The 12,454-nt window shown below is 55.9% G+C and carries 10 protein-coding genes; 5 read left to right on the forward strand and 5 right to left on the reverse strand.

The window, feature by feature from the left end:
• Nucleotides 1-50 precede the first annotated feature (50 nt).
• Nucleotides 51-473, forward strand: coding sequence for a glycoside hydrolase family protein (locus tag PGQ95_RS16180; RefSeq protein WP_430918716.1), 423 nt, complete (start codon nt 51-53; stop codon nt 471-473).
• Here PGQ95_RS16180 and PGQ95_RS16185 read toward each other — a convergent pair.
• Complete coding sequence (locus PGQ95_RS16185; protein WP_308957673.1) at nt 470-1,078, reverse strand: helix-turn-helix transcriptional regulator; 609 nt, start codon at nt 1,076-1,078, stop codon at nt 470-472. The genes PGQ95_RS16180 and PGQ95_RS16185 overlap by 4 nt on opposite strands.
• 359 nt (nt 1,079-1,437) lie before the next feature.
• Complete coding sequence (locus tag PGQ95_RS16190; protein WP_308957672.1) at nt 1,438-2,196, reverse strand: SDR family NAD(P)-dependent oxidoreductase; 759 nt, start codon at nt 2,194-2,196, stop codon at nt 1,438-1,440.
• 118 nt (nt 2,197-2,314) lie between these two features.
• Between PGQ95_RS16190 and PGQ95_RS16195 the strand changes: the two genes are divergently transcribed.
• The 3 genes from PGQ95_RS16195 to PGQ95_RS16205 all read left to right on the forward strand — a co-directional run bounded on the left by PGQ95_RS16195 (nt 2,315) and on the right by PGQ95_RS16205 (nt 5,947).
• Nucleotides 2,315-3,214, forward strand: coding sequence for a LysR family transcriptional regulator (locus PGQ95_RS16195; protein WP_087858998.1), 900 nt, complete (start codon nt 2,315-2,317; stop codon nt 3,212-3,214).
• A gap of 107 nt (nt 3,215-3,321) precedes the next feature.
• Complete coding sequence (gene yhjD / locus PGQ95_RS16200; protein WP_087858997.1) at nt 3,322-4,353, forward strand: inner membrane protein YhjD; 1,032 nt, start codon at nt 3,322-3,324, stop codon at nt 4,351-4,353.
• 271 nt (nt 4,354-4,624) lie between these two features.
• Nucleotides 4,625-5,947: an MFS transporter gene (locus PGQ95_RS16205; RefSeq protein WP_015703754.1), complete on the forward strand. Its 1,323-nt coding sequence runs from the start codon at nt 4,625-4,627 to the stop codon at nt 5,945-5,947.
• A 49-nt stretch (nt 5,948-5,996) separates the two neighbouring features.
• Here PGQ95_RS16205 and PGQ95_RS16210 read toward each other — a convergent pair whose 3' ends face one another.
• On the reverse strand, nt 5,997-8,048 hold the full coding sequence (locus PGQ95_RS16210) for an AsmA family protein (protein WP_430918720.1): 2,052 nt from the start codon (nt 8,046-8,048) through the stop codon (nt 5,997-5,999).
• Nucleotides 8,049-8,242: 194 nt separating this feature from the next.
• On the opposite strand from PGQ95_RS16210, the gene PGQ95_RS16215 reads away from it, so the two are divergent.
• On the forward strand, nt 8,243-9,172 hold the full coding sequence (locus PGQ95_RS16215; protein ID WP_430918722.1) for a sugar kinase: 930 nt from the start codon (nt 8,243-8,245) through the stop codon (nt 9,170-9,172).
• Nucleotides 9,173-9,352: 180 nt separating this feature from the next.
• Here PGQ95_RS16215 and PGQ95_RS16220 read toward each other — a convergent pair whose 3' ends face one another.
• Together PGQ95_RS16220 and PGQ95_RS16225 are read right to left on the reverse strand one after the other, a co-directional pair.
• Nucleotides 9,353-10,852, reverse strand: coding sequence for a M16 family metallopeptidase (locus PGQ95_RS16220; protein WP_087858993.1), 1,500 nt, complete (start codon nt 10,850-10,852; stop codon nt 9,353-9,355).
• Between the two features lie 209 nt (nt 10,853-11,061).
• The gene (locus tag PGQ95_RS16225) at nt 11,062-12,348 is read right to left on the reverse strand and encodes a dicarboxylate/amino acid:cation symporter (protein ID WP_015369244.1); all 1,287 of its coding nucleotides are present in this window, start codon (nt 12,346-12,348) and stop codon (nt 11,062-11,064) included.
• Between the last annotated feature and the right edge of the window lie 106 nt (nt 12,349-12,454).

The raw sequence follows: 12,454 nt of genomic DNA on the forward strand, positions 1-12,454 counted from the left end.
GGCGACCCCGCTTTTCCTCTACACTGCCGCCAACCACAGAGGAAAAGATCATGACTGTCACCACGTTAAGCCTGGCGGGGCTGCGTTTTATCCAGCAGACGCAGGGGCTGGCGCTACTGCCGTATCAGGACAAATTTGGGCAATGGCGGGTCGGCTACGGTCACGCTATCGGAAAAGATGAGAAAGAGACGCCCATCACCGCTGAACTGGCGATGATGCTATTGACGGTAGACCTGCTGCAGTGCCAACAGATATTACAGCGAAGGTTAGTCGTGGAACTGACTCAGCCGCAGTACGATGCCTTGCTGGCGCTGGTGTTCAGTTTAGATGGCAGCGCCCAGCCGCAGTTGGACGCTATTTTGCATTATCTTAACGGCCACAACATGACGCAGGCGCTGGCGATATGGCGGCACATTGACCGCGACAACGCCTATCGCCTGCAGGAGTGCGAGTGGTTTTCTCAGACCAGTTAATTGTCACCGACGCTATTAAATGCCATCGCCGCCTGGGTTCGGTTTTTCACATCCAGCCGCCGATATAACGACTCAAGATGCGCTTTCACGGTCCCTGCGCTGATATTTAACGTACGGCTAATTTCCTTATTAGAGCTGCCTTCCGCCAGCAGTTTTAAAATTTCCTGCTGGCGGCGACTGAGATGCACCGCATGTTTATTGCGATCCGCAGAGGTCATTAACCAGGTGCCCGGCAGACACATCATCCCCAACATGATGCTATTAATGATCTGGGCAAACATATCGGCGCTATCCTCACGTTGGGCAATGGCGCGCACGTTCCACGCCAGCGCTCGTTGCAGCCAGCTTTTATTATCATCCGAAACCACTAATAATACTTTGGCATGCGGAAAACGCTGCTGCTTCTCCTGGAGCAACCAGCAACAAAATTCACTGTTCAGGTCGCCATCAAGTATGAGGAGCGCCTGCGGATGAGCCGTGAGCAGCTGCCACAGCTGTTCTGCCTGACAGGTACTATGAATATTAATTTCAGGAATACGTTGTTGTAAGCCGACTTTCATTCCATGAATAAATATTGACTGCCTGTCAAACATGATTACTTGCATGGACTGCTCTCCATCGAAAAAATACCCCTTAAAAAGTGGGGGAAGGGTAATATCAGCCAGCAAAAATAAGAACTCGCCGTATGACCTAAGCCATTTTACCGATGGAGTAGATGATATAAACATCATGATGATGAATGGTTACACGCCAGCGCGTAACGATTACTCATTCATAATATTTATTACATTTGACGTAAGAAATTCCTTAATTAAACGGATAGCTAACAGGATAATAATATTATTTCTGCCAGTGTAATCCAACCGCTTAAAATCAGCGATACGCATGATGCAAAAGAGTGTTACGGAATAATAAAACGCACAATATGGTGACGCCCTGCGTCATTATGCGCAGGGCGTGGTCATTATAAAAACATGCCGCCGGAAACCTCAACGCGCTGGGCGTTCATCCAGCCAAGCTCGTCGCTCAGCAGCGCAGCAATAGCATTGCCGATATCATCCGGCAGGCCGACGCGCCCCAGCGCCGTCTGAGCGGCAATATGCTGGTTAAGCTGGGCATTATCGCGCACCGCGCCGCCGCCAAAGTCGGTCTCAATCGCGCCGGGCGCGATGATATTGACCGATATCCCGCGCGCGCCGAGTTCCTTCGCCTGATAACGGGTTAATACCTCCATCGCCCCTTTCATCGCCGCATAAGCGGAATAGCCCGGCAGCGCAAAGCGCGCCAGCCCGCTGGAGACGTTCAGAATGCGCCCGCCGTCTTTAAGCAAAGGCAGCAGCTGCTGGGTAAGGAAGAACGGCCCCTTAAAGTGGATGTTCATCAGCTCGTCAAACTGCGCTTCGCTGGTCTCACTAAACGGCGCAGTCAATCCGATGCCGGCATTGTTCAATAAATAATCGAAACTATCGCGCTGCCACTTCTCCTTCAGACATTGAGTCAGCTGTTGCGCAAAGCCAGCAAAACTGGCGCTATCGCCGACGTTCAGCGGTAATGCTGCTGCTTGCGCTCCTGTTTGCTCAATTTCGCGCACCACTTCCAGCGCCGCCTGCTGGTTGCTGTGGTAGGTCAGAATAATATCGGTTCCCTTCGCCGCCAGCTTCAGCGCCGCATTTTTTCCCAGACCGCGGCTGCCGCCGGTCACTAAAGCGATACGTTGTGTCATCAGAAACCCCTTCGTCATTACGTGTGTGTGAATAAAGAGCTTATTAGCAGACGTAGTAACAATAAATGCGCTAAATTACGTTTTACTGTTTCGTTAATAACAACAATAGGCAGTAGGTATGGATAAAATTCACGCAATGCAACTCTTCATCCGCGTCGCGGAACTGGAGAGTTTCTCTCGCGCCGCCGATACCCTTGGGTTGCCCAAAGGTAGCGTATCGCGACAGATCCAGGCGCTGGAAAGCCATCTCGGCGCCCGCCTGCTGCACCGCACCACCCGCCGGGTGCAGCTGACTCAGGACGGCATGGTCTATTACGAACGCGCCAAAGACCTGTTAAGTAATCTCGAAGAGCTGGATGGTATGTTTCAGGGCGATCCATCGAGCATCAGCGGCCGCCTGCGTGTCGATATGCCGATCAGCGTCGCCAAAAAACTGGTCATCCCGAAACTTCCCGCGTTTTTACAACAGTATCCCGGCATTGAAATCGAACTGAGCAGTAGCGACCGGCTGGTCGATGTGGTGCGCGAAGGCTTCGACTGCGTGATCCGGGTGGGTACGCTTAAAGACTCGGGACTCATCGCCCGCCCGCTCGGCAAGCTCACGCAAATTAACTGCGCCAGTCCGCATTATCTGGCGCGCTTCGGCTACCCGGAAAGCCTCGACGATCTGGCGGATCATGCCCTGATCCACTACGCCAGCAACTTCGGCGCGCGGCAGCCTGGTTTTGAAGTCGTCAGTGATGGCGCCGTGCGCTGGGTGAAAACCGGCGGCGTGTTGACCGTCAATAGCACCGAAACCTACCAGGCCGCCTGTCAGGCCGGGCTCGGCATTATTCAGGTTCCGCGCATCGCGGTACGCGAACCGCTGCGCACCGGCGAGCTGGTTGAGATCCTGCCGCAGTACCGCGCCGAACCGATGCCGGTATCGATTATCTATCCACATCGGCGCAATCTCTCCCGCCGCGTACATCTCTTTATGGAGTGGCTGGGCGGATTGATGAAAGGTTATGTCGATTAATCAGCGCGAGTCGTCAATACCCGTCTGGCCGATGGGCGCCTGCAAGATGCGTCGTTTAAGGTATACTTTTGGCTGAATATCGCTGTAAAGAAAGGAAGAAATCACTTATGACGCCGGAAAACGACGATCGCCAGCCGCCACAGGAAACGGACCAGCAGCCGGAGAAAAACAAAAGTACGCTCGCCGCCATCAACGATTCCGCCGTTGGGCAGAAAGCTAACCAGGCGCTGAAAACGGTCACCGGAACGGCGGCCAAAGTTCAGCGCAATCCGGTAATAGCCCACCTGCTGCGCGCCGCCGAGCGGTTCAATGACAGGCTTGGCAATCAGTTTGGCGCAGCCATCACCTACTTCTCATTCTTGTCGATGATCCCGATTCTGATGGTCTCGTTCGCCGCCGCCGGTTTCGTGCTGGCATGGCATCCGACCCTACTGCAGGACATCTTCGATAAAATTCTGCAAAACGTCAGCGACCCGACGCTGGCGGCAACGCTTAAAAACACCATCAACACCGCCGTACAGCAGCGTACCGCCGTCGGGCTAGTCGGCCTGTTGGTCGCGCTCTACTCGGGCATTAACTGGATGGGCAACCTGCGTGAAGCGATTCGCGCCCAGTCGCGCGACGTGTGGGAACGTACGCCGCAGGATCAGGAAAAAATCTGGGTAAAATACTTCCGCGATCTGATCTCGCTGATTGGCCTGCTGGTCGCACTGGTTATCACGCTGTCGATTACCTCCGTTGCCGGATCCGCGCAGCAAATGATCATCTCCGCGCTGTATCTCGATTATATAGAATGGCTGAAACCCGCATGGCGCCTGATTGGCCTGGCGATTTCCATCTTCGCTAACTATCTGCTGTTTTTCTGGATCTTCTGGCGACTGCCGCGCCACCGTCCACGCCGCAAAGCGCTGTTCCGCGGTACGCTAATTGCGGCGATTGGCTTTGAGATTATTAAAATCGTGATGACCTGGACGCTGCCGGCGCTGGTGAAATCCCCCTCCGGCGCCGCCTTTGGTTCGGTACTGGGGCTGATGGCCTTCTTCTACTTCTTCGCCCGTCTGACCCTCTTCTGCGCCGCATGGATTGCGACCGCAGAGTATAAAGACGATAAGCGGATGCCGGGCAAAACCCACGATTAAAGTCATTATCGGGCTGAATAAAGACGCAAAATTCAGCCCAACCTATCATTTCAGCAGATAAATCCAACGCGTAACTTTTATTTAACCTAAAACTGGTTTTATTCTCTAATATTTTAATTATGTGAAGCATTTCATAGAAGATATTTTCTCAGGGCGAAAATTATCCGCTTTTTGCCTGTTTTTTGCGCGATGGCGAGTTTTGTTACAGATTGAAATGTCTCTTTTGCTGTGGCTATATGGCTTTTCGTTCGCTCAAAAATAAGAAAGATCTATGCAAGCCACAGCCACTACTATCGACAACGCGCAAGACGCCACGCCGGTTAACTCGCGTAATAAAGTCGTCGTCGCCTCGCTCATCGGCACCGCCATTGAGTTCTTCGACTTCTATATTTACGCCACCGCCGCGGTTATCGTCTTCCCTCATATCTTTTTCCCACAGGGTGATGCTGCCGCCGCGACGCTCCAGTCGCTGGCGACGTTCGCCATCGCCTTTGTCGCGCGCCCGATTGGCTCAGCGCTATTCGGCCACTTCGGCGACCGCGTAGGCCGTAAGGTCACACTCGTTGCCTCGCTGCTGACCATGGGCATCTCCACCGTGGTCATCGGCCTGCTGCCGGGCTATGAAAGCATTGGCATTCTGGCGCCGATGCTGCTGGCGCTGGCGCGCTTTGGTCAGGGTCTCGGCCTTGGCGGCGAATGGGGCGGCGCGGCGCTGCTGGCGACGGAAAACGCTCCGCCGCGCAAACGCGCGCTATATGGCTCCTTCCCGCAACTGGGGGCGCCAATCGGCTTCTTCTTCGCCAACGGCACCTTCCTGCTGCTGTCGTGGCTGTTGAGCGACCAGCAGTTCATGGAATGGGGCTGGCGCGTGCCGTTCATCTTCTCTGCGGTACTGGTCATTATCGGTCTGTATGTTCGCGTGTCGCTGCATGAAACCCCAGTCTTCGCTAAGGTGGCGGCGGCGAAAAAACAGGTCAAAATCCCGCTTGGCACGCTGCTGACTAAGCACGTGCGCGTGACCGTGCTCGGCACCTTCATCATGCTGGCGACCTATACCCTGTTCTATATCATGACCGTTTACTCCATGACCTTCAGTACCGCTGCCGCGCCGATTGGTTTAGGTTTGCCGCGTAACGAAGTGCTGTGGATGCTGATGATGGCGGTCATTGGTTTCGGCGTGATGGTGCCAGTGGCGGGCCTGCTGGCGGATGCCTTTGGCCGTCGTAAAAGTATGATTATCATCACCACGATGATTATTCTGTTCGCGCTGTTCGCCTTTAAACCGCTGCTCGGTTCCGGCAACCCGATTCTGGTCTTCGCCTTCCTGCTACTGGGCCTCAGTCTGATGGGGCTGACCTTCGGCCCGATGGGCGCGCTGCTGCCGGAGTTGTTCCCGACGGAAGTTCGTTATACCGGCGCCTCTTTCTCCTATAACGTGTCGTCGATCCTCGGCGCGTCGGTCGCACCCTATATTGCCGCCTGGCTGCAGGGCAATTACGGCCTGCCGGCTGTCGGTATCTACCTGGCGGCGATGGCGGCGCTGACGCTGATCGCTCTGCTGTTGACCCACGAAACCCGCCATCAATCGCTGTAAGCTGCAGGCCCTGACGCTGTTGCCGTCAGGGCCATCGCTCATCTCATCCTTACTTTTTCATCTGCGACAAAATTGTCCGGCACTGATTCGCCTCGCCTTCCGCCGGCGAGATCAGCGCCAGTAAAGCGGCCGCCGGCGTGACCAGCGTCGCCAACGCTGCCGCCACCGCGCCGCGGGCAATCAGCGGCCCGGCTTTCACCCCGGCATCCGGCGATTTAAACGTACCGCGCACGTACAGCGGAGAACGCAGAGTAATCACCCGCAGGCCCTTACTTTCCGGGTCAACGGTCAGATTCAGCTGTTCAGAGGCAAAGCTGGCGGTGCCGGTAATGTTAATCAGCGCGTTCTCGGTATCGAAGGCGAAAATTTGCGGTCGCGCCACGCCGTTGACCACATCGATATTGGCCGCCGCGCAGTTCACCCGAACCTCCTCATCGCCGAAAATCTGCCCGATGATAAAATTACCGACGTTTAAGCCGAGGATTTCCATCAGGTTGCGGCTAATCAGACCATCATTCATCAGCAGCTTAAGGTTGCCGTTGCTGTTGCCAAGCAGCGCCGCCACCGAGTTACCGCTGCCGCGCAGTTGTACATCGCCGCTCATCTCACCGAGCGTTTTCTGCATCATTTCAACATTCGGCATCAGCGCCTTGAGCTTAAGCCGCCGCGCCTGCAGATTGGCTTCGCCCTGTAGCGGTTTTTTATCGCCCTGCAGATGCACGCTGCCGGCAATCGAACCGTTGGCCAGGCCAAAGCGCACCGGCTGCAGGCGCAGGTCGCCGCGCTCAAGAATAATGTGGGTTGCCAGGTCGCTGATGGGCAGAGTACCGCCGTGTTCGATTCGCCGCCCCTTGAAGCGCACATCGGCGTCCATCACCTGCCATTTATCCGTCTCAAAGCGATCGGCCGGCAGGACTTTCCCCGCCGGCTGTAGGGCATCGCCCGCTTTACGTGATGAGGATTTCTTCGCCCCGCCGCCGGAATCAACGCCAATCAGCGGGCCGAGGTCCGCCAGCCGCAGCTGTTTAGACTCCAGATCGCCGGTGAGCTTCGGTCGCGGTTTGCCGGTGGTATAGGTCAACGAACCGTGGATATCGCTGTCGCCAATCCGGCCGTTAAAATTGCGATAGTCAAAACGCATGCCGTTTTTGTGCTTAAAGTCGGCGCGCAGGCGGCCATCGGTGGAAAAGGACGGCGTTTCCGGCAGCAGGACGCCGGTCAGATCGTAGAGGTCGCGCAGCGAGTCGCCGGCGAATTTCAGCCGCAGATCGAGCCCGCCGACGTTAAGCGGATCGCTGACTGTGCCGCTAAACGCAATCCGGGTATTACCAGAGTGAAAATCCCCTTGTAGCGGGAACGGCGTACTATCGCTACGCAGCGCCAGCATGCCGCCAATTTTGCCGCTGCCGCTCAGCGGCTGGCCTTTGTAGCGCCCCTTCACCGACAGGCCAAAGATATAATCGCCGGCTTTTGTCGCCTGCGCTTTGTCGCCCGCACCGGTAACTTCGCTAAACGGCAGCGCTTTGCCGAGCGGATCGACCACGATCGCGATATCGCTGCGGGTTACCTTATCGTCAATGGCGATGTTGCCGCGGTCGAAGAGAATATTATCAAGGCGGAAAGACCAGGCCGATGGCGGGTTGGCTTTTTCGGATGCCGGGTCCGCAGCTAATTTAAAGGTCCAGTTATTGCTGTTTTCCGTCAGCCTTATCAGCCGGGCGTCGGGCTGTTCGAGCTTAATCCACGGCAAATAGACCGTTTTGCTCAGCAGCGCCAGCGGGGCCAGCGTCGCTTCCACGCGCGGCAAATGCACCATCGTCACTTGCGGAATGTCGGGTGGGTTACCCAGCACAATATCTTCGGCATGCACATGCGGCCACGGGATCCAACTGCGCCAACCGCGCTCCTCAGGCTGTCGCTCCCACACCACGCCCAAGTCGCCGCGGATGGCGAATGGCCGATTGAGTTCGGCGGAAACTTTCTGATTGATCGTCGGCTTGAGCCGGTTCCAGTCAAAGGTCGCCAACACGATGAAAAAAAGAACGATTAACAGCACAATCGTTCCCGAGATAATAGCAATCGTTTTACGGGCTCTGGTCATCCCCTCTCCGCTCCTTTTGCGTCTCGTCACTCCTCACTATAGTTGAAGAGCGGAGATTCATCCGCCAAATGCGCTTTTCGTCACATTTTGCGCGTCAGGTCAAAAAATAATGGAACGATGTTTTAATATGGTTGACCCTGTCTGGTACCCAGCGCAAACTACCGCTAATTTCGATTCAATTTCAGGTCAGCACTATGTCTAAGAAAATTGCCGTGATTGGCGAATGCATGATTGAACTGTCAGAGAAAAACGCGGCGGTGAATCGCGGTTTCGGTGGCGATACCTTAAACACATCCGTCTACATCGCGCGCCAGACCAGCGCCGATGCGCTTAGCGTGCACTACGTGACCGCGCTGGGTACCGACACCTTCAGCCAGCAGATGCTGGAATCCTGGCAGGGCGAACAGGTAAAAACCGATCTGATTCAGCGTATGGCTGACCGTCTGCCTGGCCTTTATTACATTGAAACGGACGAGACCGGCGAGCGCACCTTCTACTACTGGCGCAACGAAGCGGCGGCCAAATTCTGGCTCGAAAGCGAGCGCGCTGACGCCATCTGCGAAGAGCTGGCTACCTTTGATTACCTCTACCTGAGCGGCATCAGCCTCGCCATCCTCAGCCCGTCCAGCCGGGAAAAACTGCTCACGCTACTGCGCGAATGCCGCGCTAACGGCAGGAAAGTGATTTTCGATAACAACTACCGTCCGCGCCTGTGGGCCAGCCAGCAAGAGACTCGCCAGGTGTACCAGCAAATGCTGGAATGCACCGATATCGCTTTTCTGACGCTGGATGATGAAGATGCGCTATGGGGAGCGGTACCGGTTGCCGAGGTTATCGCCCGTACCCACGCCGCTGGCGTCGAAGAGGTGGTGGTGAAGCGCGGCGCGGACTCTTGCCTGGTGGCGATTGCCGGCCAGCCGCTGCTGGAGGTGCCCGCGGTGAAGCTGGCGAAAGAGAAAGTGGTGGATACCACTGCGGCGGGCGATTCGTTCAGCGCCGGCTATCTGGCGGTGCGCCTGACCGGTGGCGACGCGGAATCCGCGGCGAAACGCGGACACCTCACCGCCAGCACGGTTATCCAGTATCGCGGGGCAATTATCCCGCGCGAAGCGATGCCGGACTAAGGTCCGATTCCCCCTGCTACCAAATCGAACAGTACTGTAGCCCCGGTAAGCGGTAGCGCCACCGGGGATTTTGAGGCCACCAACACCGGCTATAAATTAAAGGCAAGTCGTACGAACCGTAGGCCGGATAAGGCGTAGCCGCCATCCGGCGCAAAAGCGGCTCCGCGCCCGCTGCCTGTGTTACTGCGCTGGAGGAATATCCGTCGCCTCATTATGCGCATCAACCGCATCCGGCGTGGCGCTCATCGCCGCAGCGGGCGCTGGCGCCATCAGTTTTTCCCACGTCGCTTTCAGATCTTTCATGTTGTACTCCGGCTCGCCTTTCGGCTGCTGCAGCACCAGCGCCATATCCTGCGATAACTGCTGGCGCAGATACTGGTTCAACATGTCGACCGTCAGTGAGTTCAGGAACTCCTGGCGCAGTTTCTGATACTGCTCCGGCGCGATATCCACCACCTGATTTTGCAGCGAACGCATACGTTGGCTAATCAGGATATCGGTATCCGTGCGCGCGTAGGTGGCGAACAGCTTTTGCAGTTCAAGATTCTTTTGCGCAATCAGCGCATCGAACTCTTCCTGAGGCAGACCGTTGTCGCGCACCTTCGCCAGCTCGCGCGATACCGCGCTCAGATTGGCGTTCAGACGTTCGCCCGGCGAGTCGATATTGATCGCGCACTGGGCGCGCTGATACAGCACGCGGCAATCAAAACCGAGGCCGATATCTTTTACGTTGCTTTTACTCAGATTCTGCTGCACGTGCCAGAACAGCGCTTCCCGAGCTAGGTCATCGCGCCAGTAGCGCTGCAGCGCGGCGGAATCGCGGATCGGCTGCCATGGGGAATCCCACATGATCGACAGCTTATCCTGACGTACGGCATCGGTCATGATGCTAACCGGCGTAGCTGGCAGAGGTGAAAGCGTTGGCACCGCCGCCGGAGTCTCGCGTTTACCTTTCAGTTCGCCGAAGATTTTGTTGATTTGCTCCGCGACGCTGCGGCTATCGACGTTACCGACGACAATCAGCGTCATCGCGTCCGGGGTGTACCATTTCTGATAAAATTCTTTCAGCTGTTTAATATCAACTGGTTGCTTCAACGGCGCCGCCGGATCGTGACCGAGCATCGTTGAGCCCTTCAGGCGATAGCGCCACCAGCCTTCCTGGGTATCCAGCGGCCAGGTCGCCACCATATCGCTGCCCTGCAGCGCATGATTGACCGCTTGCTGGGTGATGCTCAACTTACCGTTGGCGTCCGCCAGCCAGTTCAACGCTTCTTTAAGCAGGTCGTTGCGGTTGTTCGGCAGGCTCAGATTAAACAAGGTGAAATCGTACGAAACGATCGCCGGCGGCAGAGGACGCTTCGGGTCAATACTCTGCTGCCACAGCGAACGCGCCTGCATCGTCGGGAGGCTGCCGCTTTGGGTCAGCGCCAGGCGCGGAATGAAATGACTGAAGCCGCTCTGCTGAGTGCTTTCGCTCAGCGAGCCAATATTCACAGCCAGGCGGACTTCGACGCGATCGCTAGGACGCTGCGGCGTGGCCAGTACCTGCCACGAAAAACCGTTCGCCAAAGTCCCCTGTTGCCAGGCCGGGTCCGGCTGGAGCGCTTCTGCCTGCACAGAACCGGCCGTCGCTATCATCAGCAAACCACCGGTTAAGAGTCGAATTTTTGTGCCCTGCATGTGAACCCCTGATGAACATTCCTGGTTACATAGGCAACCCATCGCCGGGTTGCCGAAAAAGGTGGTGAATCAAATACGTCGGTTAGACCACGCGAAGGCGAAAATGTCGCATGAAGACGTAAAATAATCATGAGGTATCATTCCCCCAGAAGGGGAATGATACCTAATTTTGCGCAGGAGCCCATAGTTCATGGGCATAACATGAGGAATTACGAGGATAATTCTTGTGATTTGTCCGCGGGAACGCGGTTATTTAACACATCATCGAGCTGTTTGGCGTCGAGTTCTTTCACCCATTTCGCGACAACCACGGTCGCCACGCCGTTACCCACCAGGTTGGTCAACGCGCGCGCTTCCGACATAAAGCGGTCGATACCGAGAATCAGCGCCAGACCCGCCACCGGCAGATGCCCCACCGCGGAGATGGTTGCCGCCAGTACGATAAATCCGCTACCGGTAACGCCCGCCGCCCCTTTCGAAGAGAGCAGCAGCACCACCAGCAGGGTGATCTGATGGAAGATATCCATATGACTATTGGTGGCCTGGGCGATAAACACCGCCGCCATCGTCAGGTAGATGGAGGTGCCGTCGAGGTTGAAGGAGTAGCCGGTCGGTATTACCAGCCCCACCACCGATTTGCGGCAACCCAACTTCTCCATCTTATCCAGCATTCGCGGCAGCGCGGACTCCGAAGAGGAGGTACCCAGCACAATCAGCAGCTCTTCACGGATATAGCGAATGAACTTGAAGATGCTAAAGCCGGTAGCCCGCGCGATAGAGCCCAGTACCAGCACCACGAACAGAATACAGGTGATGTAGAAGCAGATGATCAGTTGGCCCAGCTGTACCAGAGTACCGACGCCGTATTTACCGATGGTAAATGCCATGGCCCCGAAAGCACCGATCGGCGCCAGGCGCATAATCATGTTAATGATGCCGAAAATGACCTGCGAAAAGCTTTCAATGACGTTGAAAATCAGCTGCCCTTTGCTACCTAAACGATGCAGCGCAAAGCCAAACAGGACGGCAAACATCAGCACCTGCAAAATATTACCGCTGGCGAAAGCGCCAATTACGCTTCCCGGGATAATATCGAGTAAGAAGGCGACAACACCCTGATCTTTAGCCTGCTCGGCATAGACCGCCACCGCGTGCGCGTCCAGCGTCGCCGGATCGACGTTCATGCCCGCGCCGGGTTGCACCACGTTGACAATGATAAGACCGATAATCAACGCAATGGTACTCACCACTTCAAAGTAGAGTAACGCCACCGCACCGGTACGACCGACGGCCTTCATGCTTTCCATCCCGGCAATCCCTGTCACAACGGTACAGAAGATAACCGGGGCAATGACCATTTTAATCAGTTTTACGAAGGCGTCGCCGAACGGTTTCATCTGCGCGCCAAGCTCCGGGTAGAAATGGCCCAGCAAAATACCGATGGCTATGGCCGATAAAACCTGGACATAGAGGCTTTTGAAGAGAGAGAGTTTCATAGGGTGTCCTTTGGGAATAACCACAGACAATGAAAGGTTATCTGTGTCTGTGGCTTAAAAATAACACCCTGGAAACATTTCAGAAATAAGTAACCGCGAAGTTGCA

Source organism: Klebsiella sp. 141240, from assembly GCF_050600805.1.
In the GTDB taxonomy this organism is placed as follows: domain Bacteria; phylum Pseudomonadota; class Gammaproteobacteria; order Enterobacterales; family Enterobacteriaceae; genus Klebsiella; species Klebsiella aerogenes.